The sequence below is a fragment of the Acinetobacter sp. YH12070 genome (assembly GCF_013419625.1).
In the GTDB taxonomy this organism is placed as follows: domain Bacteria; phylum Pseudomonadota; class Gammaproteobacteria; order Pseudomonadales; family Moraxellaceae; genus Acinetobacter; species Acinetobacter amyesii.
Genome location: NZ_VOZT01000011.1, coordinates 45,712 through 66,665, shown reverse-complemented (window position 1 = coordinate 66,665; position 20,954 = coordinate 45,712). Strand labels below are relative to the sequence as shown.

Below are 20,954 nucleotides of genomic sequence, written 5' to 3'. Positions count from 1 at the left end.
GCATGGTGTTTTATTTGTGCTGTGCCTATAATATGCCGACTTAAAAAGCAGTAGACTTTTATAGATATGTTGTATTCTCTAGCCCGCCCTTTGTTGTTTACTTTAGCACCAGAGCGTGCACATGAGCTGACATTATCGCTGTTGAAATCTTCTCACAAGATGGGAATGATGCGTCAAAACGTGGCGTCTAAACCAGTGACATGTATGGGAATCGAATTTCCTAATCCTGTTGGTTTAGCAGCCGGTCTTGATAAAAACGGTGCTTATATCGATGCGCTGGCGAGCCAGGGCTTCGGCTTTATTGAAATTGGTACAATTACACCACTTCCACAATCAGGTAACCCTGAACCGCGTTTATTTCGTTTACCGAAAGCAAAAGCCATTATTAACCGTATGGGCTTTAATAATGATGGCGTGGATCAGCTGATCGAAAATGTCAAAGCTGCAAAATTTAAGGGTGTACTTGGGATCAATATCGGTAAAAATGCAGTTACACCTGTTGAAAAAGCAGTTGACGATTATCTGATTTGTCTAGAAAAAGTTTATAACTACGCTTCTTATATTACGGTTAATATTTCATCTCCTAACACTAAAAATCTTCGCAGCTTACAAAGCGGTGATGCTTTGACTGAGCTGTTAGAGACACTCAAGAAACGTCAACTCGAGTTGGCGGATGAAAATCAACATTATGTACCCTTAGTACTTAAAGTTGCACCAGATCTAGAACCAGAAGACATTAATTTTATTGCACAACAATTGTTAAAATTTAAAATTGATGGTCTGATTGTCACCAATACGACTTTGTCACGTGAAGGTGTTGAAGGCCTTCCATTTGGTGATGAAGCTGGTGGTCTATCCGGCGCGCCAGTCTTTGAGAAAAGTACGGCATGTTTGGCGGCTTTTGCTAAAGTATTAAACGGTCAAATTCCATTGATCGGTGTGGGTGGTATTTTGTCGGGCGCGGATGCTGTTGCGAAACAAAAAGCAGGAGCAAGCCTTGTACAAGTGTATAGTGGCCTCATATATACAGGTCCGACACTTGTAAAAGACTGCGTAGACGCATTGTAAATATCATGAATACCATTGATATCTTTATACTGATTATTTTGCTCATTGGAGGGCTTAACGGTTTGCGTCAAGGATTTGTAAAAGCCTTTGCGAACTTCATTGGATGGATTCTTGCACTTGTCATTGCGGCAAAGTATGCAACCGTCCTTGCACCTTCGATGACATCTTTAAGTACAGATCCAGTGGTACAGAAGATTGCCGCGTTCGCATTTATTGTATTGTTGATTGTAGTCATGACTTGGGTCGCTACATGGTTATTGAACAGCATTTTGAAAACATTAAAGCTTGGTCCTTTAAATCGACTGGCAGGTGGTGTTTTTGGAAGCTTGAAAGGATTGTTGGTGGTGTTGATCACTATGCAGGGGCTAGGTCCTTGGGTAGAAAGTTCACCACATTGGAAACAATCTAAAATGGTTCAGTCATTATTGCCATATGCGCCTTGGGCAACCGAATTGTCCAAAGATGCTGCAAATCAAGCACTTCATCATATTCAGTCTGAAGATGCTCAGAAATCTTCAGACCTACCATCTGAGTCGCAGAACAAGCACGGACGTTCTGGATCGGGTGAGTCAACAAATAATCCTTTTTATTAACCCTAGCTTGTCTGCGAGGTTGCTATGTGTGGAGTAGTTGGTATAGCTGGTAAATCACCTGTTAACCAAATGTTGTTTGATGCGTTAACGATGTTACAACATCGTGGACAGGATGCAGCCGGGATCGTAACTTGTCAGGATGGTCGTTTATTCCTGCGTAAAGATACGGGTATGGTACGTGATGTGTTCCACACACGTCATATGCGTGCATTACAGGGTAATTATGGTATTGGCCATGTTCGTTACCCAACTGCTGGTTCTTCAAGCAGTGCTGAAGCTCAGCCATTCTATGTAAACTCACCTTATGGCATCACGCTTGCACATAACGGTAACTTAACCAATGCTGCTGAAATTCATGATGACTTGTTCACGACTGACTTACGTCACATGAACACCGATTCAGACTCAGAAGTATTGTTAAACGTATTTGCTCACGAATTGCAAAAACGCGCAAAACTTACACCAAGCGCTGAAGATGTATTCCACGTGGTTTCACGTGTGCATGAACGTTGCAAAGGTGGTTATGCGGTTGTTGCTATGATCACAGGTCAGGGCCTTGTGGGTTTCCGTGATCCAAATGGTATTCGTCCATTGATCTACGGTTCGCGTGAAACTGAAAATGGTATGGAATATATCATTGCGTCTGAATCTGTCGCAATTACAGCGCTCGGCTTTAAGGTTGAACGTGATATTGCACCGGGTGAAGCAATTTATATTACTGCTGATGGCGTGATGTCGACCAAGCAGTGCGCAGTAGCCCCTGAATATCGTCCTTGTATCTTTGAATACGTTTATTTTGCGCGTCCAGATGCGACTATTGATGGTATTTCAGTTTACAAAGCACGTTTGAAAATGGGCGAAAAACTTGCTCAGAAAATTCTACGTGAATGGGGTGATGAGCACGATATCGATGTCGTGATCCCAATTCCTGATACTTCACGTACTTCTGCGCTCGAGCTTGCAAATACCTTAGGTGTGAAATTCCGTGAAGGCTTCATGAAGAACCGTTATATCGGTCGTACCTTCATTATGCCCGGTCAGCAACTTCGTAAGAAATCTGTGCGTCAAAAGCTTAACCCTGTAGAGCTAGAGTTCCAAGGCAAAAACGTACTATTGGTCGATGACTCGATTGTTCGTGGTACGACTTGTAACGAAATCATTCAAATGGCGCGTGATGCGGGTGCGAAAAAAGTATTCTTTGCGTCTGCTGCACCGATGGTGAAATATCCAAACGTGTACGGTATTGACATGCCAGCCAAATCTGAACTGATTGCGTCTGAACGAAGTGTAGAAGAAATTCGTGAAATTATTGGTGCTGATCGCCTAATTTTCCAAGATTTGGAAGATTTGAAATCTGCAGTACGCACCAAGAAAGTCCCTGAGTTACAGGACTTTGATTGCTCGGTATTTGATGGTAAATATGTGGCAGGCGGTATTGATGCTGAATATTTGGCAGCTTTAGAGCGTAAGCGTAATGACTCTGCAAAAAATGAAAAGCCAGCCTATATTGATGTTAACATTGATGCAGCTTCTGTGGATTTAACAGGTGTTCGCGAAGAATAATCTGCTGAAAACACACTGAAAAAGCGGGAATTTCCCGCTTTTTTCATTTATGATGAGCAAACAAAAGACAATGTAGCTTAAGGGTATTACATTGAGACGTGTGGGTTATGATTTTATAAAAAACAAAAATATGTTTTGGCCTGTCACCATGTGTATGGCGGCAGTGTTTTTGACCGTCGCAATTATTAATGTAATTGTCGGTTTAATTGTGGATTATTATGATTCCACTCAGTCTATCTATTGGCATGTTCTTAGCCCATTTTTAGTGGCTGCTGTACTGCTGATTATGTTGGTTTCAGTTCTCTATGATTTTTACACCTTTCGCTTAGGTGGTTATTCACTTGCTAAACAGTTGGGTGCGCGTCGTCTGAGTCTGATAGAAAGTATTCCTGAAGAAAGTGTTGCACTGCGTATGACGGAGCAGCTGGCAGATACCTTTCTAATCGATACTCCTGCACTTTATGTCTTACCCGATGAAGTGGGTGTAAATGCACTCACCGCAGGTTTTAGCCCTCGAGATACATCGATCATTTTAACCTGGGGTGCATTACAAACCTTAGATGAGATGGAAATGTATGGTTTGCTGAGCCATGAATTTAATAAAATCTTGTCAGGGGAAGCTGCGGAAAATACCCGTTTGAAAATCTTATATAGCGGTTTGACGACCTTTAGTCAGTGGGGTAGTAAAATTGCAAAACGTGGTTTCTATAAAAATGGACAAGCACGGGACAATAAGTTTGAAACCCTCTTTGTAGCGATTGGCGCGGTCATTTGGTTGATCGGAAGCTTGGGTGTTTTGATTTCCCGCTTTATTAAATATATCTCTTTGGGTTCTCGAACCTATCGCAATGATCAGAAAACCAAACGTCTGATTCAAAATGATGCCAATATTCAAACCTTATTAAGGATTTATGTGCATCATTCAGGTTCGCAAATTCATAGTGAATATGCGGAATCGATTTCTCATATGTGTTTTGCAAACTCACTCAGTCCGCAAAACTGGATGAATATTCACCCAAGTATTGAACAGCGTATTTTTGAATTAAATCCGGCGCTCATTCATGACCTGCAACTAGAAAATTTAAAAAAACTGCGAAACCAGCCGCTATTTTATTTATTCCGTTCACTAGAAGAAGCTAGTCCAGATGTTGCAACACCATGGAACTCGCCACAACCATTACCTTTACTGCGCTTGTCACCGATTAGTTTTGCGATACGAGATGCAATTAAACCGTTGAACCCTGAGATTCGTGAAAATTGGCAGCGGCCTGAATTGATCCAACGTGCCTTGCAAACAGCAACGGGTTCGCGTGAGGTGATGGTTGCTATTTTAATGATTCGTCAGTATCGAGAGTTTATTCCGACTGAAGCTGAAGTGAGTCGTGCGATTGTAGATGCATTATTGAATCTTGATGGTCGTGTGCATATCTCAATTTTTCATGAGGCATGTAAAAATATTGGTACCATGCCAGCAACAATTTCACGGCAGTTCTTAACCAAGCTGGCCAAAATTATTCAGGAAGATGGTGAAATTGGTTTGCTCGATGCATTACTACTTGAAACAGTCAAATATGAGTTAAATCTGTTGCCTGCACATACACCTACATCTTTAGAAGATGTAAAACCGAGTATTGTGCGTTTGATTGATGCCTTGTTGCATGTGCAACAAATTAACAGTGATAACCAACTCGAAGTGCGTGAAAAAATCCTCAATCGAATCTTAACGAAAGAAGAACTAGAGTTCTATCGCGATATTTCTGATGAGCCAATAGACTTGGCTGAAATCCTAAATGATATTTCAGGATTATTGCTGCGTGAGCGGTTAAGCATCCTTGGGGTTGCAGAAATATGTTTATGGAATGATCGAATTATCACGCAAGATGAGTTGGATGTTTTGCAGCTACTATATTGGCGTATTGGATTTGAATCAGTTGAGATAGTTGAACTAATGCAAAAGAAAAATAGTTTAATGATCGTATAATTGTTTATAGCGGTTTGATTTATGAATAAATTGTTTAATTTTAAGTCAAAAGTAGTCTGAGCAAGTCTACATAATCAATAGAGAAATAGAGTGGTCTAATTGATTTATAAAAGTTCAGCAAAACAGAGTGAATCCCGTTAGAATAACAAGCCTTGAATAGGTGAAAATGAAAGCATGATTGGGCATCAGCGAAGCATAATGGCGGCAATGGGAATTGATGTATGGATTCCTCAGGCGGCTCCGTGTCAGCAATTTAGCTCAAATATTTGGCGAGATCAGGCGGCTCCTGAAATAGTCTCTGAAATCCTACTCAAAAATGCGCCTCAGCCAACGCCTGTTCCATCACAGACTGAGCTTAAAAAGAACGTTGATGTTGTTATAAATCAACCTGTAGAAGCACCTAAAGATGAACCTAAGGGTGTTGAGCCTGTTGAAGTTCGTCCGATTGTTCAAATCCCTTCGTTTAACTTAGAAGCCATCTGTTTAATGCACTGTGTCATTGTCATTAATGCCACAGAATTAACTGCAGAGCAGCAAGTTTTGTGGAGCAATATTCAGCGCGCAGTCAGTGCAGATTTCTTTGCTTTACAGTGGCCGTTTGGTTGGGTGAATTTGCAAGATGGTCGTGGTGCAGCATCTTATGTGCAGGGCTTTATCGATGCGATGAGCTTGGATAAAAATGTTATTTGCTTAGGCGATATTCCGCATTTAGAGCATGCGAAGGTTTATCTGTTGGCATCTTTACAGCAAATGATTGAACAGCCTTTATTGAAAAAACGCCTATGGCAATTTATGCAAAATAAGGCAGGACAAAATACTTAAATTACGTAAATGGAAAATTTATGCAAAAAAAAGTAGTGGTTTTTAGTCAAATAGATCAAGAAGTAATTCAGCGTTTAGAACAGCAATTTAAAGTTTTCCAAATTAGTCCTAAAATGGGCGATGTGAATCAGCAAATACTTGAGCATTCAAAAGATGCTGACGCCATGATCGGTGCGGGACGTTTGTTGAATGCCTCAAATTTAGTCCATGCATCACAATTAAAAGTCATCTCAAGTGTAAGTGTCGGTTATGACAACTATGATTTAGCATTTTTAAATCAAAAAAATATCTGGTTGAGCAATACTCCGCATGTATTGACGGAAACTACAGCAGATTTAGCATTTACCTTATTGATGAGTGCAGCACGTAAAGTGCCTGTATTGGATCAATGGACCAAACAAGGGCAGTGGAAGCGTACAGTGGGTCATGAGCAATTTGGCATGGATATCTTTGCTAAAACCATCGGAATTATTGGCTTAGGACATATTGGCGCAGCGATTGGGCGTCGTGCTCGCTACGGCTTTAATATGAATGTGCTCTATCATAATCGCCGAGAAAAAATTGAATTGGCTGAATCTTTATCAGCGCAATATTGCGATTTGGATGATTTGTTGCAACGTGCTGACTTTGTGGTCGTTGCAGTGGATTTAAATGCAGAATCCAAAGCTTTAATTGGTGAACGTGAGTTGGCCTTGATGCAATCGCATGCGGTATTGGTCAATATTTCACGCGGTTCAGTGATTGATGAAACCGCTTTAATCGATGCATTAAGTCGTGGTCAAATTTTTGCAGCAGGCTTAGATGTGTATGAGCAAGAGCCACTTCAAGAATCCCCATTATTTACATTAGCCAATGTCGTGACATTACCCCATGTGGGTTCAGCAACAGCGACAACTCGTAAACGTATGGCGGAATTGGCTTATCAAAATTTAGTGGATGTTTTGGTACATGAGCGCGCGCCACGCTATGTGGTCAATCCAAAATTTGAATAAACAATCACAACAGTTTTCTCCATAATTCACCAAAATTCAATGCTATATTCGATGAAGTACGAATATGAAATTTAGAGAATAGACTTTGAAAAAGATTTTACTGGCATGTGGTCTCGGGCTTTGTTCGACATTGGCGCAGACGCAGTCCGTAGATTTTAGTTCATCCCCACAATTTTCTGTGCCTGAAATAGGTAGTGGCGTCGGCTTGTTGGATCAACAAAAAGAGCGTGCCATTGGCGAGAAGGTGTATCGTGAGGTGCATCGTCAACTTCCTGTGACTGAAAATCCGTGGATGGAAGATCGTCTTTTATCTGTCTTTACGCATATTTTGAGCCAAACTCAACTTAATCAACCGGTCGGATTGTTATTAATTAATGATCCACAAATTAATGCTTTTGCTGTACCGGGTGGTTTATTTGCATTAAATGCGGGATTAATTAATTCAGCACGCAACATGGATGAAGTGGCAGGGGTGATGGCGCATGAAATTGCACATGTATCACAACGTCATTACAGTCGTTCACAAGAAGCCTTTAAAGGGCAAGGTTTATTGTCACTAGCCGGTATTTTGGTCGGAGCCTTAGTGGCCTCACAGGCAGATGGTGATGTCGGTGCGGCTGTAATGATGGGCTCACAAGCCGCTTTGATGGATAAGCAATTAACCTATAGCCGCAACCAAGAACGTGAAGCAGACCGTATCGGGATGCAGTATATGTATCGTGCTGGATACAATCCGCAGAGCATGGCTGATTTCTTTGAAGTGATGCATCGTTCTACGAGTCGAGTGAGCTTTCTGCCTGATTTTTGGTTGACGCATCCATTAACCACGGAGCGTATGAGCGAAGCGCGCTTACGCGCCAATCAGTTGCCTCAAGTTAAAACCAGTTTGGTTGATCAAGATTTTGAAATTCTGCGTTGGTATAGTCGAGTACTGTCAGGTCAGGCAACTGAATTGCAATTAAATGCGATGGTGGCGCAAAAGAATTATGCAGCTGAATTGGCTTTAGTGAGCTTACATATTAAACAAGGTGACTTTAGTGCTGCTCAAAAGTTATTAAATGAAGCGGCAAAACAAAATTCATCGCATGCACTTTTTATTATTTTACAGACCGATGTGCTGTTGGGTCAAAACAAAGCGGCCGCTGCCGTGAACGCTGTGAAAAGTTCGGCAATCATCATGCCTGAAAATCGGGCATTAAATTATAAATATGCAGAGGCTTTGATTCGAAACAAAGAATATACGCAAGCACAACTGATTCTACAGCGATTTTTACAAGCAAATCCGCGTGACTTGAGTGGTTGGCGACTGATGTTGCAAATGGCTGATGCAGACAAAGATGCAAGCTTCCGTTCGGTCAATGTGCTGCGATATCGAGCTGAAGTAGAGTATTGGGGTGGGGATGAAGAGCGCGCGATTAAATCTTTGCTACAGGCGCAGCGCATCGCCAAAGACTCGAAAAGTCTTGCTGCGAAAATCAAGCAACGCGTAGACGAAATGCAAAATGAACGGAAATTAAAAATATAAAGATTTCAAATGTGATGTACTTATCTATGTCGATTATAAAGTGTAAATTGTAGTTTTAGTGGTTTAGATTAATCAGTGTAAACTAGCTGGATGTAAAATGTTTATGATTAAGAACTTACAAATGAAAAATATTATTTTAGCGGCCTGTCTGTTGGGCTTAGCAACGAATATTGCAGCAGCGAGCGCAGAGCAATATGTGATCGCTGTGAATGATATTAACGAAAAATATAAAACCGATGTACGCCAATTTTTTAGTCAGTTAGACCCGCAGCAACAGGGATTTAAAGCAGACCAGCAAGTGAAATACTGCGGTATTGTTCAGACTTATGTGAATGATCTTTATCGTGCGGCAGACGAAAATCGCGCATTTTTAGATCGTGAGTACCGTAATATGAATAAGCAGGATGTGATTCAGCAGGTGATCGCATCAAAAGAGATGCAATTATTAAAAAAATATAATGTGCAGTGTGCCCTAAATTAAAATTGGTTTTACAAACATTTTAAATCATTGCGAGAAACTGAAAAAAATGAAACTCGATGATTTTGATATAAGCCATGGCAGAATCACGCTTCAGTTGATTCAGCGTCACGATGCAAAAGTACTTTATGAAGCGATCTGTCAAAGTATAGAGATCTTACGAATGTTTCCTGCAAGTTTATTTTGGTCCTTACAAGAACCTAGTTTGGATGCTTCATTGGCATTTTGTGATTCGAGGGTGTTGGCAGCGTTAAATCAGGAAAATTTTGTTTATGTGATTCGTGAGCAACAGTCGCATAACTTTTTAGGTGTCATGGATATTCATCAAATCAATTGGATGGAAAATCAAGCTGCCGTTGGATTTTGGGGAAATGTTGAATTTAAAGGGCAGGGTTTGACGACTGAAGCCTTGCAGTTATTTGTGGATCAATTATTAAATGGTCTAGGATTTCAGCAATTAAACGCTTTTGTAGATGTGGAAAACAAGCGAGCGCGACGTCTATGTGAACGAGCAAATTTTAAATTGATTGAAATCGAACAAGCTGCAATTCAAAATCCAGTAGATGGAAGTTGGCGAGATATTTGTAAGTATGAAATCGTTAGATAATAAAGAAAAAAATAAATGATGTATGGATTTGAATTATTTTTGAATTTGGATAATTTGGCTATTTAAGTCATCAGCGAACTTAAATAGACCAAATCAAACAATATAGATGAAAGATTAAGAGAGTTTCGCTTTAATTTTAGCTGAAACTTGTGCAGGATCGGCACGTCCGGCTATGAGCGGACGTAGAGAGTTCATCACCTTACCCATATCTTTCATGCTAGTAGCTTCTTGCGCAGTAATTGTTTGCGCAATGATGGAATCAAGTTCTTCCTCAGTCATAGCTTCTGGTAGAAATTGAGATAACACCTCAATCTCGGCTTGTTCCTTACTAGCTAAATCATCTCGATTTGCACCTAAAAAGGCTTTAACCGATTCTTTGCGTTGTTTGATTTGCTTTTCAATGACCGCAAGAACTTGCTTATCGTCAAGCTCTATGCGCTCATCGACTTCGATTTGCTTGATTGCTGCCTGTAGACTACGTATTACCGTTAACTTGTCCATTTCTTTAGCACGCATAGCGGCTTTTAAAACTTCAGTTATTTGGTTTTTTAAAGTAGTCATTTATCTTGTCCAGGTTAGTCAATCAATCACAAATTAATCTTAGTAAAGGCGAGTAGTACGTACTGATTCGCGAGCCAATTTCTTTTGGTAGCGTTTAACAGCAGCAGCTTTTTTACGTTTACGTTCTTGAGTTGGTTTTTCGTAGAATTCACGTTTACGAACGTCAGCAAGAACACCCGCTTTTTCGCATGAACGTTTGAAACGACGGATAGCTACGTCTACTGGTTCGCCTTCTTTCAATTTAACTTGTGGCATGAAGAATCCTCATTAAGTTATGGATAAGATCTCGGGTCGAATTACCCTTGATCACAAGTGAAGGTCAGTATTTTACTCATTTACATCTCATATCACAAGTCTATAATAGGTTTCGCAATATTTTGAAATGGGCAAAAGGCAGTTTAATGATCGTTTTAGGCTTGGAAACTTCGTGTGATGAAACAGGGCTCGCACTCTACGATAGTGAGCAAGGATTACGCGGACAAGTATTGTATAGCCAAATCAAACTGCATGCAGAATATGGTGGTGTGGTACCTGAATTAGCTTCACGTGACCATGTGCGTAAGTTAATTCCGTTATTAAAACAACTGCTTGAAGAAAGTAAAGTTGATAAATCAGAAATTGATGCCATTGCATATACTCGCGGGCCGGGCTTGATGGGTGCATTAATGACAGGCGCATTGTTTGGTCGTACGTTGGCATTTGCACTGAATAAACCTGCAATTGGTGTACATCATATGGAAGGTCATATGTTGGCGCCGCTGTTGTCTAAAACTCCACCAGAATTTCCATTTGTGGCACTTTTAGTCTCTGGGGGACATACTCAATTGATGGCTGCTTATGGAATTGGTCAATATGAATTATTGGGTGAGTCGATTGATGATGCAGCAGGTGAGGCATTCGATAAAGTCGCTAAAATGATGGGTCTACCATACCCAGGTGGTCCAAATATTTCGAAATTGGCGATCAATGGCGACATCAATGCCTTTGAATTTCCACGTCCAATGCTACACCAAGGTTTAGATTTTTCATTTAGTGGTTTAAAAACTGCCGTTTCAGTTCAATTGAAAAAAGTTGAAGGCGAAGGTCGTGAGGCGGATATCGCTGCATCATTCCAAGAAGCGTTGGTTGACACATTGGTGAAAAAATCAGTGAAAGCATTAAAACAAACGGGTTTAAAACGTTTAGTTATTGCCGGCGGTGTAAGTGCAAACAAGCGTTTACGTGAGCGCTTAGAAGCTGACTTGGCAAAAATCCGTGCAAATGTGTTTTATGCAGAACCTGCACTGTGTACAGATAATGGCGCAATGATTGCATTTGCTGGTTATCAGCGTCTTAAAGCGGGTCAGCATGATGGTTTGTCTGTTACGACTACACCGCGTTGGCCGATGACGGAATTAGGTAATCCAAACGAAGCGTAAAAATCGTTTAAAAAGGAGGCTAAATTAGCCTCTTTTTTTTATTGTGTGTTTCAAAAAAGAGACTGTGGTTTTAGAACAATATTGTGGATATGATGGCTCAATAAATAATTAGAGCCATGTGAAATAATGACAAAAAATAATGAAGCTTTGGATCAATCAAAACCAAATCAAAGTCATATTGACCTAAAGAAATTTTATAAAGGTGTTTCTTTACCCTATGAAACTTTGGATATCCACAATATTCCAGATGGGGCAAAACAAGACCATTTTATTGAAATTCATTGTGGAGGTTTTGGGTCGGAAATTTCCCCACATCCCACTCAAAAATATCAATTTTATGCTCTTACGGATCGAGGTCCGAATACAACCTATGATGTGAATGGAGATAAAGGCAAGATATTCTTAGATCCAAGCTATACGCCAAAAATCGGGCTTTTTGAATTGCAGTTCGATGGATCGATTAAAAAATTGAAAGAAATCTTACTCAAAGATCCAACTGGGAGACCTATAACAGGTTTGCCAAATCGGCATTTTGGTGCAACAAAAGAAGTGGCTTATGATTAAAATGGTGTGGTTTTAGCAATTGGCACAGATGAATATGGTTTAGATTCTGAGGGCTTAGTTGCATTAAAAGATGGCACTTTTTGGGTGAGTGATGAATATGGGCCTCATCTTGTTCATTTTAATAGTGAAGGCTTGGAAATAGACCGTATTAATGCATACAAACAAGATGAGCGTTGCAAGTCGGGTTATTTTCTTCCAAATGAATTTGCCAACCGTAAGCAAAATCGGGGGATGGAAGGTCTGACGATTACACCTGATCAAAAAAAATTGGTCGGCATCATGCAATCGACGATGAGTAATCCAGATTCATCAGTCACAACATCGGACTTGGTTCGTATTGTGGTGGTCAATTTAGACGATGGGTCAATTGAACAATATCTATATCGGCAAGAACTTAAGTCAAACTCAAATACAGCCATTGTCGCGCTGAGTGAAACATGTTTTTTAGTGGCTGAACGTGATGATGATTTTTATAAAGATAATCCAAACGCTTTTAAACGAATCTATAAAATATATCTCGATGCGGCGACAAACCTAGAAAAAGTTCAACTAAGTGATCATTTTCAGCAAAATGAATCTTTAGGATTGCTCATTGATGGGCAAACACCTGAACAATATGTGCTTAATGAGGGGTGGGAGGCGCTAAAAAAATTAAATATTTTGCCTGTGGCAAAGAGCTTAGTTGTCGATTTAGTCGAAACTTTACATTATCCACACGATAAAGTTGAAGGCTTGTGGGTGATTGATGAACAGCATTTGGCAATTATAAATGATGATTATGGTTTTACAGAAACGGATGGGATCTTGGAGCAAAAATACCTTGATGCGGAGAAAAATGTGATTGATTGCAATACCTTATATGTGATTGGTCAACTCAATTTAGCGCCATAAGTGGTGTGTTCTTAATGATTTTCAAGAAATTGGTTCAATCAAGAGTTTATTAGCATTTAAAAGCAGCCAACGAGGATGTGGCTGCTTTTAGCTGAAATTGTCTGACTGGCTTTGCAGAACTTATATTTTCAGATCATAAAAATATTGTAGACGTTATTTTTCCAAAGCCTTTAGATTTTCAGACCCAATCCAATGCTTTGAAAACTGATAAGCAGCACGGCCTGAACGCTGCCCACGAGACTGACACCATCTTAAGGCTTCAGCACGAACTTCGCTGGTCATGGCTAAATCAGCCTTGGCAAGATAGTGTTCCACAATTTCGAGATATAAATTTTGATCCATTGGGTAAAACGACAGCCACATCCCAAAGCGGTCAGAAAGAGATATTTTTTCTTCGATCGCTTCTTGTGGATGGAGCTCAGTATATTGAGGCACATCTACCTTGGTTACAGGTGTGTTTTCATGCATGAATTCTGGCAATAAATGACGACGGTTACTGGTAGCATAAATAATAAAATTACTTGAACCTGATTGTAATGAACCATCCAAAACACTTTTTAAACTGCGATAGTTTTCATCTTCAGCATTGAATGCCAAATCATCACAATATACGATAAATTTTTCAGGGCGATTTTTAATTAAATTTTGGATTTCTGGTAAATCAGATAGATCATCACGCTCAATTTCAATTAAACGTAAACCTTGGTCTGCATAATGGGTGAGCAGAGCACGGACGATGGATGATTTACCTGTACCACGAGAGCCAGTGAGTAAAACATCATTGGCAGGTAAGCCTTTTAAAAACTGTAAAGTGTTTTGAATCACTTTTTCTTTTTGACGTTCAATTCCTTTTAAATCTTCTAAATACATGACTTTGGGCTGTTGAATGGCTTTAAGCTGTTTATCTTGCCATTTAAACGCGATACTCGAAAAATCGGGTGCTTGCTTCAGCTCAGGCAAACTGTGCTGTAGTTTTAAGAGTACAGTAGATAGCGATTGAAGGATATTGTCAGGTAAATCAATTGTAGCCATGATAAGTCAGCGTGTCGTGTCTTGTTGTTGGTTGGTATATGACAGCAGTGTACATCAATAATGCAGTTATAATCGCTGAAATATGTCAAAGTTTAATGATTGTTCAGGCAGATATGCGCTATTCGAACAACCAAAAAGTTGTTATAAATCTAGCTGAGGGAACAGTTTAAAGTGTGCTGAGGGATAGTCATGTTGTTTACAGGGTTTTCAAAAAGTATTAATCCACATCAGGCATATCGGATAAAAAAATTAAAGCGTCAGCTCGACTGTGCTGAATGTTATGAAGAATGGAAAGATATCGCACTTAAAATAGATGAAGAATCGGGTGCGCAAGAATGGAAACTCGATAATAGTTCACCATATTTTGATGCAGAAATTATTACTCATCGTTTAGGGTTACTGAGACGATATCGTGCTCAGAAACGTACCCGAGATTTGATGTATATTTTAAGTGAAGGTTTAACTTATGATGTGGGCAATATTGCCCATCCCTTGCTGTTTACAGTAGCCTACGTCGGCACCAAAAAAATTATTGAAGACTATGTTGATGAGGTGAGTCAAAGTTTGGCTTTTATCGCATCTGAAGAATGCGTTTGTCTTGATGCTGCACAAAAAATTGAATTCTTTGAACAAAGCCAAAAAGCCTATGGACAACCTGTATTGATGTTTTCCGGCGGTTCAACTTTAGGCTTGTTTCATACCGGTGTGTGTAAAGCGCTGATGGAACAAGACCTCATGCCAAAAGTTTTGTCAGGTTCCAGTGCTGGCGCCATTATGACCGGGATGTTGGGTGTATCTAAACCGTCAGAATTTACCAATTTATTAAACGGACAAAACTTCTTTAGTGAGGCATTTCACTTTCGGAAATTGACTGAGTTAGTGCAGGGTAATGGCGGCTTGGCGGATGTAAAATATCTGAAAAAGTTTTTGGTTGAAAACTTAGGTGACTTAACTTTTTCCGAAGCCTATAAGCAATCTGGTCTGCATATCAATGTGGCAGTTGCGCCTTATGATGCATCACAAGATGCAAGAATTATGAATGCCTATACATCACCCGATTTGTTGGTATGGAGTGCAGTGCTGGCATCATGTGCAGTGCCCATTCTATTTCCACCGGTACGACTGACAAGTAAGCGTTATGACGGGCAATTTACGCCATATATGTCGGCAACACGTTGGGTAGATGGTAGTGTGCGCAGTGATTTCCCACAGGAGAAAATGGCACGTCTATATAATATTAATTATAGTATCGCCAGTCAGGTCAATCCGCATATTGTGCCGTTTATGCAGGATGATGCTGCACGCTTTCGTAAAAGCATGTTGAGTTGGCCTGAGCGGATCGTTCGTCGTCAAGGTAAGGTGATTAGTAAAGGGGTTATGGATTTTGCCCGTGAGCGCGCAGGAAGTATTCCACCTGTTAGACGTTTGCTTGATCATGGTTATGGCGTGATGGATCAGCGTTACTATGGTGATGTCAATATTGTGGGGAAATATGGCTTAAGACACTATAGTTATATGTTGCAAAATCCTCGACCTTATCTGTTTAAGGTATTGCAACGTGAAGGTGAAAGAGCCACATGGCCGAAGATTTCATTAATCGAAACGCAAGCCCGTATCGGTAAGACCATTCAGCATTGTTTGGAATTATTAAATTATCAAAATGAACCCAGCCAACGACATGCAGAGTTTATTGCGGTTTAAATCCACAGATTTAACGCAAATCATTTATGAGCCAAAAACCAAATCTAAAAGTTTGGTTTTTGGGCGTCGTCTATATCAATTTCAATTCAACCAACAACGTCATTGGCTCAAGGCGCAAGTCAGTGACAGCAGCCCTGAACATGTAGCTAGTTTTGGTCGAGAAATTGAGCTGTACCAGCTATTCAATCAAGCGTCTACACAAAACAGTATCACGCTACCTTTTCAAGTGATAAAAGAGACGCATCTCAGTATTCAGCAAGAGCCTATTGATCGCCTATTAATACTGCCCAATGCTGAGCCTTGGTTCTTACAGCCTGCATCGAGTTTGAGCATCGAACAGGTGAGGCAGGTGCTATGGCAAGCTCTCGATGTGGTTGAACGATTAAGCTTGCACGGTTGGATACATGCAGATTTAAAACAAGAGCATTTTGTGAATTGGCAAGGGCAGTGCAGACTCATCGACTTTGAGCAAGCGCTACCATTAGATTTTGATCAGCAAAATGCCTTAACTGCGACACCACGTTATATGGCTCCAGAACTTTTCCATGGACAAGCAAAATCTTTGCACAGTGATATCTATGCGCTGGGGATTATTTTCTTGGAATGGCTGACATCACAGCGTTTAGAGGCGAAAAACTATGAAGATTGGGCCTATTTACATTGCCAACGCTTAAAGCTTGATCTGCCGATGCAATATCAAGGGTTTAATCAGCTATTGCAACACATGTTGATGAAGCAAAAAAATGACAGATTGGTGGATTTTTATCGCTTAAAAAGCGACTTAGTTGCTGAATTTGCTTAAGAAAAATACAAAAAAGGCACTATTGTTTTTTATTTAAACAAACAATATGCTTTTTTATAAAAAAGGCTTGTCATGTAGGGGTGATCTCTATAATATACACAGCCATCGGGGACGTGGCGAAATTGGTAGACGCACTGGATTTAGGTTCCAGCGCCGCGAGGTGTGAGAGTTCGAGTCTCTCCGTCCCCACCACTGAATTACTAAACATGAGTTTGGTAATGAAGGTCACAGAGGATTGGTGTAATGGTAGCATGACGGTCTCCAAAACCGTTCGTCAAGGTTCGAATCCTTGATCCTCTGCCAAGTTTTAAAAAAGTCTGACATTGTCAGCAACCCTGTTGGGGACGTGGCGAAATTGGTAGACGCACTGGATTTAGGTTCCAGCGCCGCGAGGTGTGAGAGTTCGAGTCTCTCCGTCCCCACCACTTAATTTATTAAGTTGCCAAATAAACAGGTTTTTAAAACAAATTAAAGTCTGACATTGTCAGCACCCGAGTTGGGGACGTGGCGAAATTGGTAGACGCACTGGATTTAGGTTCCAGCGCCGCGAGGTGTGAGAGTTCGAGTCTCTCCGTCCCCACCATTAGATTAAGCAAGGTTTTATACCTTGCTTTTTTGTTTTTGAAATTCGAAAAAATCAGTGTCTCAAACGTGGTTTTTTTGAAAACATAATCTAATGAAAAAAATCTAATGAAAGATGATGAACGAAGAGATACAGCAAGATGTCTAATCTTGCTTTTTTATTGTCAGAAATTTCACTCCTTAAAAATGTGTCAGTAAAACAAAGGTGAAAAAAAGCCCGCATATACGGGCAAATTTTGAAATGCGGATTCGAATCAATCGAATTAAATCATTTATTTCAAATCGTTCGAATAAATTATAGAGAAGATTATGCCTTTAAATGATCTTCAAACTCTTCACCGAGCTGCATGGCCAAAGCATTACCAGACAAGTCTACAGTCACTAGACCATATTCTTTTTTAAAACTGAATGTAAATCCACGATTATCTGCCAGTGTACGAACAGAATATCCTAACTTTTCTAACCAAAGACGGAAGGCAACTAAATTTTTTGCTTTAACCACTTTTTTCACGAGCGAACTCCTTATCAATCATTAAAATATTAAATAGGGGTGTCAAAATATTTTTTAAAGGGGAAATGGAAAACTTTTATTTAAAATATGAAATTTTGATGGATAAATAAACAGATTATCGGATTGTAAACTGTATAAATTCATTTAACTCGCTGTTTTATAACAAGCTAAACTTAATGTAAGTAAATATAACGTATTTTAAAAATTTAGGTTTTAACTGCTGGCTTAAAATCTATCCTATGCCTATAGAGAAGCTGTGTGCAAAATAAGCGATGACTTAACTAAGAAAGTATAGTGGATTAGGTGTGCAGTATTGATTGCAAATAAAGACTTGTTCACAGCCAAATTAACTGGATAGGTGAGCATGCAAAGTTATTTCACATCAAGATTTGTCGAAATGCTTTTATACTATGTCCCATCGATATAAATAGATTGAACGCATGCAAAACATTGAGCACGATGTCAAAGCAAAAATTGAACAGATGCAACAAGCAGGGCAGACGCCTGTTGCGGTGATGCTTGGACATGAAGATTGGTTGGTCTTTTCGGAGCAATCCAAAGTGGCATATACACCATTTGGTAGTGCACGACGTTATCAGCCGGCATTAGGTGGTTTATTGATGGTACGTATCGATGAAATGCAAGCCGTTCGAGTTGTAACACAAGCTGAATTGGATGAGTTTGCTGCCACCAATCAAATTTTATAAATATAAAATGATGAATCGGCCCGAAACATTCATCACAAATAAAACAGTTTATTTGTGATGAAATCTAAAATGCTTATACCTCTCAATCCAATTAAAAATTGTCTTTAAGTTCTCTTAAGCGCTGAAACGTTTCAACACTTTCTGCGCGTAAAAATGGATTGGTTTCTAATTCTAATTCAATACTGCTTGGTAAAGTACATTGTCCGAGCATGCGCATTGATTCAACCTCATCAAAACGCTGTTGTATGGCAAGGTTGTCAGGTTCAACATGCCGCGCAAACTGAGCATTTGATAGGGTGTATTCATGAGTACAATACACTTGAGTTTCAGCAGGGAATGCGGCTATACGGTTCAAGGAATCGTACATTTGTTGAAAGGTGCCTTCAAATACACGTCCACAACCCATAGCAAATAATACATCGCCACAGAAAAGTGTATGAATGTCATCGATAAAATATACGATATGACCGAGGGTGTGGCCGGGAGTTGCTGTAATTTCAATTTCAAGACCATGAAATTCAAAACGGTCATTATGATCGAGAGGATAATTCACCCATGGAATACGGCTTAATTCTGCACGGGGACCGTAAACGGCAATGTTTTTATCCTGGATAAGTTCCGGTACGCCACCGACGTGATCTTTATGCCAATGCGTTAACCAAATTTGTACGAGATTGAGTTGATGTTCCTGACAATAGCGCTCGACTAAGGCAGCTTCAGTAGGATCTACCGCAATGACATCATGGCTTTCGGTGTGTTCAAGCAGCCAAATATAATTTTGCAGTGAATTTTTGACATCCAATGTATGTATTTTAAACGCCATATCCATTCATTCAATATTTAAAATTAAGTTAAAGTTAGCATGAAAATGCTCAAAACGGATGATTATTGATTTTCAGCCCTAGATAAACGACAGAGTTCATAGCACTATTTTAGTCTGGTGTCTCGTCTACAGATACAGGATTACCAATGGTATAAAAATGCCCACCAGCAACATGGTGCAGACTTTTCCATTCATCTTCTACTTCATGATAATACCAATGTCCGTTACGGAAGACGCGGTCGTCTGCATAGGCAGCAATGACTTCGCCAATAAACAGATCGTGCGCTTGTTGATTGTGCGGCTCAGGAATAAGTTTGCACAGTAGCCAGGCAGCACAACCTTCAACCACAGGAATATCTGAGTTATTAAATTGAAATAATTCCACGCCACATTGGCGTAATTTTTCTGGCGCATCACGTTGGCTCATCATGCCAAGTGCATAGACCAGTTTGAGTTGTTTCAGTGTTGGCACTTGTAAGGCGAAATAACCTGAATTTTCAATAATTTCACGTGTTTTAGTTGATTTATCCAGTACTACTGTCACTTTTGCAGGATTGAACTCTAAGGCGCATGCCCATGCTGCAGTCATGACACCAGTATGGGTTTGGTCTTTAGCAGAGACGAGCACAGTCGGCCCATGATTTAAAAGTCGGTATGATTTTTCTAAAGGAACAGGGTGAATATGCGTTTTCAAAATTGTGCCTATATTTAAGTTCATCTAAAACTTAGATGTTTTATTAAAAAGTGTTGCCACATAGCATATTACGCATGAAATATTTTCAAAAGCCTTTAATATAAATCACTAAATCAGGAGTTCTATCAATGAAAATGTATCAAGTGGACGCATTTACCAAAGTGTTGTTTAAAGGCAACCCAGCGGCGGTTTTGGTGTTGGATGAATGGTTAGATGAACACTTGATGCAACAGATTGCTTTGGAAAATAATCTGTCTGAAACTGCATTTGTGAAAAAAATTGACAGCAGTAATTATGAAATTCGTTGGTTTACACCGACCACTGAAGTGGACTTTTGTGGACATGCGACATTGGCCAGTAGTTATGTACTTTTTGAGTTTTATACGGCTGAAAAAAATATCCAATTTCATGTCAAAAATCTCGGTATTTTTAGCGTAAATAAAGCTGAAGATGGAAAAATTCTGATGAATTTCCCTGTGCGTCGGGCACAGGTCGTGAGCGATTATCCTGAAGAGCTACGTCTAGGGTTGAGTCAACCTTTTAAGCAGGTTTATCAGAATGCGCAGGCGTATATCGTGGAATACGAAACGGCTCAACAAGTTTTGGACGAACGACCGAATTTTGAAATTTTAAAACGACTGGGCAAAATCCGAACCGCAATTACAGCACCGGGTACGATTACCGATGTTGCAATCACTGCGGCAGCCCAGCAATATGACTGCATTTCACGCTATTTTGCACCGGGCAATGGCATCAATGAAGATCCTGTTACGGGTTCTATTCATACCGGAATCGTGCCTATTTGGGCAGAACGTCTAGAAAAACTTCAAATCTTGGCGTATCAAGCATCGAGTCGTGGTGGTGAGTTACACTGTCAAATGCTTGAAAATGACCGTATAGAAATCTCAGGCTATGCGTGTTTGTATATGCAGTCTGACATTTATATCTGAACATAAATCAAATACATGCTGTCTCATTCTGCGGCATGTATTTAATAAAAAGTAACTATTAATCCTGAAAAGCTCAGCATAAAATCAAA

At 39.9% G+C, this 20,954-nt stretch carries 22 protein-coding genes and 4 tRNA genes; 20 read left to right on the top strand and 6 right to left on the bottom strand.

The window, feature by feature from the left end; translation table 11 throughout:
- Window positions 1-66 precede the first annotated feature (66 nt).
- The 9 genes from FTU17_RS04985 to FTU17_RS04945 all read left to right on the top strand — a co-directional run bounded on the left by FTU17_RS04985 (window position 67) and on the right by FTU17_RS04945 (window position 9,629).
- The gene (locus tag FTU17_RS04985) at window positions 67-1,068 is read left to right on the top strand and encodes a quinone-dependent dihydroorotate dehydrogenase (RefSeq protein WP_078188867.1); all 1,002 of its coding nucleotides are present in this window, start codon (window positions 67-69) and stop codon (window positions 1,066-1,068) included.
- Between the two features lie 5 nt (window positions 1,069-1,073).
- On the top strand, window positions 1,074-1,661 hold the full coding sequence (locus FTU17_RS04980) for a CvpA family protein (protein WP_078188866.1): 588 nt from the start codon (window positions 1,074-1,076) through the stop codon (window positions 1,659-1,661).
- Window positions 1,662-1,685: 24 nt separating this feature from the next.
- Window positions 1,686-3,224, top strand: a complete 1,539-nt coding sequence (gene purF, locus FTU17_RS04975; RefSeq protein ID WP_078188865.1) for an amidophosphoribosyltransferase — start codon at window positions 1,686-1,688, stop codon at window positions 3,222-3,224.
- A gap of 91 nt (window positions 3,225-3,315) precedes the next feature.
- On the top strand, window positions 3,316-5,205 hold the full coding sequence (locus tag FTU17_RS04970) for a M48 family metalloprotease (RefSeq protein WP_180063109.1): 1,890 nt from the start codon (window positions 3,316-3,318) through the stop codon (window positions 5,203-5,205).
- A 174-nt stretch (window positions 5,206-5,379) separates the two neighbouring features.
- Entirely contained in the window at window positions 5,380-6,027 is a 648-nt protein-coding gene (locus FTU17_RS04965) for a hypothetical protein (RefSeq protein ID WP_180134804.1), read from the top strand.
- Window positions 6,028-6,047: 20 nt separating this feature from the next.
- The gene (locus tag FTU17_RS04960) at window positions 6,048-7,019 is read left to right on the top strand and encodes a D-glycerate dehydrogenase (protein WP_180134803.1); all 972 of its coding nucleotides are present in this window, start codon (window positions 6,048-6,050) and stop codon (window positions 7,017-7,019) included.
- A gap of 85 nt (window positions 7,020-7,104) precedes the next feature.
- The gene (locus FTU17_RS04955; RefSeq protein WP_180003004.1) at window positions 7,105-8,544 is read left to right on the top strand and encodes a M48 family metalloprotease; all 1,440 of its coding nucleotides are present in this window, start codon (window positions 7,105-7,107) and stop codon (window positions 8,542-8,544) included.
- Window positions 8,545-8,665: 121 nt separating this feature from the next.
- The gene (locus FTU17_RS04950) at window positions 8,666-9,025 is read left to right on the top strand and encodes a hypothetical protein (protein ID WP_168378953.1); all 360 of its coding nucleotides are present in this window, start codon (window positions 8,666-8,668) and stop codon (window positions 9,023-9,025) included.
- Window positions 9,026-9,071: 46 nt separating this feature from the next.
- The gene (locus FTU17_RS04945) at window positions 9,072-9,629 is read left to right on the top strand and encodes a GNAT family N-acetyltransferase (RefSeq protein ID WP_180054516.1); all 558 of its coding nucleotides are present in this window, start codon (window positions 9,072-9,074) and stop codon (window positions 9,627-9,629) included.
- Between the two features lie 114 nt (window positions 9,630-9,743).
- On the opposite strand, the gene FTU17_RS04940 is transcribed toward FTU17_RS04945, so the two are convergent.
- Both FTU17_RS04940 and rpsU read right to left on the bottom strand, forming a co-directional pair.
- Complete coding sequence (locus FTU17_RS04940) at window positions 9,744-10,190, bottom strand: GatB/YqeY domain-containing protein (RefSeq protein WP_078193617.1); 447 nt, start codon at window positions 10,188-10,190, stop codon at window positions 9,744-9,746.
- 39 nt (window positions 10,191-10,229) lie between these two features.
- Window positions 10,230-10,445, bottom strand: a complete 216-nt coding sequence (gene rpsU, locus FTU17_RS04935; RefSeq protein WP_001136722.1) for a 30S ribosomal protein S21 — start codon at window positions 10,443-10,445, stop codon at window positions 10,230-10,232.
- Window positions 10,446-10,591: 146 nt separating this feature from the next.
- Between rpsU and tsaD the strand changes: the two genes are divergently transcribed.
- The 3 genes from tsaD to FTU17_RS17455 all read left to right on the top strand — a co-directional run bounded on the left by tsaD (window position 10,592) and on the right by FTU17_RS17455 (window position 13,063).
- Window positions 10,592-11,608 (top strand): tRNA (adenosine(37)-N6)-threonylcarbamoyltransferase complex transferase subunit TsaD, encoded by a 1,017-nt coding sequence (gene tsaD / locus FTU17_RS04930; protein ID WP_180134802.1) that lies wholly within the window; start codon window positions 10,592-10,594, stop codon window positions 11,606-11,608.
- Between the two features lie 126 nt (window positions 11,609-11,734).
- A complete protein-coding gene (locus tag FTU17_RS17460) occupies window positions 11,735-12,172 on the top strand; it encodes a hypothetical protein (protein ID WP_257227362.1) in 438 nt (145 codons plus the stop codon).
- A gap of 6 nt (window positions 12,173-12,178) precedes the next feature.
- Window positions 12,179-13,063 carry an esterase-like activity of phytase family protein gene (locus tag FTU17_RS17455; RefSeq protein ID WP_373684060.1) on the top strand — a complete coding sequence of 295 codons (885 nt, stop codon included), beginning with the start codon at window positions 12,179-12,181 and terminating at the stop codon, window positions 13,061-13,063.
- 153 nt (window positions 13,064-13,216) lie between these two features.
- Here FTU17_RS17455 and FTU17_RS04920 read toward each other — a convergent pair whose 3' ends face one another.
- Window positions 13,217-14,095, bottom strand: a complete 879-nt coding sequence (locus FTU17_RS04920; RefSeq protein ID WP_180054514.1) for an ATP-binding protein — start codon at window positions 14,093-14,095, stop codon at window positions 13,217-13,219.
- Between the two features lie 189 nt (window positions 14,096-14,284).
- Here FTU17_RS04920 and FTU17_RS04915 point away from each other — a divergent pair, with 189 nt between their 5' ends.
- From FTU17_RS04915 to FTU17_RS04890, 6 genes are all read left to right on the top strand, one after another.
- On the top strand, window positions 14,285-15,796 hold the full coding sequence (locus FTU17_RS04915; RefSeq protein ID WP_180054512.1) for a DUF3336 domain-containing protein: 1,512 nt from the start codon (window positions 14,285-14,287) through the stop codon (window positions 15,794-15,796).
- Window positions 15,774-16,598, top strand: coding sequence for a protein kinase (locus FTU17_RS04910; RefSeq protein ID WP_180134801.1), 825 nt, complete (start codon window positions 15,774-15,776; stop codon window positions 16,596-16,598). Before FTU17_RS04915 ends, FTU17_RS04910 begins: the two co-directional genes overlap by 23 nt.
- A gap of 107 nt (window positions 16,599-16,705) precedes the next feature.
- Window positions 16,706-16,790 (top strand) — tRNA-Leu (locus FTU17_RS04905).
- A 37-nt stretch (window positions 16,791-16,827) separates the two neighbouring features.
- Window positions 16,828-16,901: transfer RNA gene (locus tag FTU17_RS04900), tRNA-Trp, on the top strand.
- 37 nt (window positions 16,902-16,938) lie between these two features.
- Window positions 16,939-17,023, top strand: a tRNA-Leu gene (locus FTU17_RS04895).
- A gap of 73 nt (window positions 17,024-17,096) precedes the next feature.
- Window positions 17,097-17,181: transfer RNA gene (locus FTU17_RS04890), tRNA-Leu, on the top strand.
- Between the two features lie 306 nt (window positions 17,182-17,487).
- Here the strand turns inward: FTU17_RS04890 and FTU17_RS04885 are convergent.
- Window positions 17,488-17,691 (bottom strand): hypothetical protein, encoded by a 204-nt coding sequence (locus FTU17_RS04885; RefSeq protein ID WP_078188846.1) that lies wholly within the window; start codon window positions 17,689-17,691, stop codon window positions 17,488-17,490.
- Window positions 17,692-18,131: 440 nt separating this feature from the next.
- Between FTU17_RS04885 and FTU17_RS04880 the strand changes: the two genes are divergently transcribed.
- Entirely contained in the window at window positions 18,132-18,398 is a 267-nt protein-coding gene (locus FTU17_RS04880; RefSeq protein ID WP_078193609.1) for a hypothetical protein, read from the top strand.
- Between the two features lie 91 nt (window positions 18,399-18,489).
- On the opposite strand, the gene gloB is transcribed toward FTU17_RS04880, so the two are convergent.
- Together gloB and FTU17_RS04870 are read right to left on the bottom strand one after the other, a co-directional pair.
- Entirely contained in the window at window positions 18,490-19,221 is a 732-nt protein-coding gene (gene gloB / locus FTU17_RS04875; protein ID WP_180134800.1) for a hydroxyacylglutathione hydrolase, read from the bottom strand.
- Window positions 19,222-19,330: 109 nt separating this feature from the next.
- The gene (locus FTU17_RS04870) at window positions 19,331-19,939 is read right to left on the bottom strand and encodes a flavin reductase family protein (protein ID WP_180105829.1); all 609 of its coding nucleotides are present in this window, start codon (window positions 19,937-19,939) and stop codon (window positions 19,331-19,333) included.
- A 104-nt stretch (window positions 19,940-20,043) separates the two neighbouring features.
- On the opposite strand from FTU17_RS04870, the gene FTU17_RS04865 reads away from it, so the two are divergent.
- Entirely contained in the window at window positions 20,044-20,865 is an 822-nt protein-coding gene (locus tag FTU17_RS04865) for a PhzF family phenazine biosynthesis protein (protein ID WP_180105828.1), read from the top strand.
- Window positions 20,866-20,954: the final 89 nt, after the last annotated feature.

Bases quoted from the DNA above. Each gene is read 5' to 3' on its own strand.
- FTU17_RS04985 (WP_078188867.1), top strand. From the start codon at position 67: ATGTTGTATTCTCTAGCCCGCCCTTTGTTGTTTACTTTAGCACCAGAG.
- FTU17_RS04980 (WP_078188866.1), top strand. From the start codon at position 1,074: ATGAATACCATTGATATCTTTATACTGATTATTTTGCTCATTGGAGGG.
- purF (WP_078188865.1), top strand. From the start codon at position 1,686: ATGTGTGGAGTAGTTGGTATAGCTGGTAAATCACCTGTTAACCAAATG.
- FTU17_RS04965 (WP_180134804.1), top strand. From the start codon at position 5,380: ATGATTGGGCATCAGCGAAGCATAATGGCGGCAATGGGAATTGATGTA.
- FTU17_RS04960 (WP_180134803.1), top strand. From the start codon at position 6,048: ATGCAAAAAAAAGTAGTGGTTTTTAGTCAAATAGATCAAGAAGTAATT.
- FTU17_RS04950 (WP_168378953.1), top strand. From the start codon at position 8,666: ATGAAAAATATTATTTTAGCGGCCTGTCTGTTGGGCTTAGCAACGAAT.
- FTU17_RS04945 (WP_180054516.1), top strand. From the start codon at position 9,072: ATGAAACTCGATGATTTTGATATAAGCCATGGCAGAATCACGCTTCAG.
- FTU17_RS04940 (WP_078193617.1), bottom strand. From the start codon at position 10,190: ATGACTACTTTAAAAAACCAAATAACTGAAGTTTTAAAAGCCGCTATG.
- rpsU (WP_001136722.1), bottom strand. From the start codon at position 10,445: ATGCCACAAGTTAAATTGAAAGAAGGCGAACCAGTAGACGTAGCTATC.
- tsaD (WP_180134802.1), top strand. From the start codon at position 10,592: ATGATCGTTTTAGGCTTGGAAACTTCGTGTGATGAAACAGGGCTCGCA.
- FTU17_RS17460 (WP_257227362.1), top strand. From the start codon at position 11,735: ATGACAAAAAATAATGAAGCTTTGGATCAATCAAAACCAAATCAAAGT.
- FTU17_RS04920 (WP_180054514.1), bottom strand. From the start codon at position 14,095: ATGGCTACAATTGATTTACCTGACAATATCCTTCAATCGCTATCTACT.
- FTU17_RS04915 (WP_180054512.1), top strand. From the start codon at position 14,285: ATGTTGTTTACAGGGTTTTCAAAAAGTATTAATCCACATCAGGCATAT.
- FTU17_RS04910 (WP_180134801.1), top strand. From the start codon at position 15,774: ATGCAGAGTTTATTGCGGTTTAAATCCACAGATTTAACGCAAATCATT.
- FTU17_RS04880 (WP_078193609.1), top strand. From the start codon at position 18,132: ATGCAAAACATTGAGCACGATGTCAAAGCAAAAATTGAACAGATGCAA.
- gloB (WP_180134800.1), bottom strand. From the start codon at position 19,221: ATGGCGTTTAAAATACATACATTGGATGTCAAAAATTCACTGCAAAAT.
- FTU17_RS04870 (WP_180105829.1), bottom strand. From the start codon at position 19,939: ATGAACTTAAATATAGGCACAATTTTGAAAACGCATATTCACCCTGTT.
- FTU17_RS04865 (WP_180105828.1), top strand. From the start codon at position 20,044: ATGAAAATGTATCAAGTGGACGCATTTACCAAAGTGTTGTTTAAAGGC.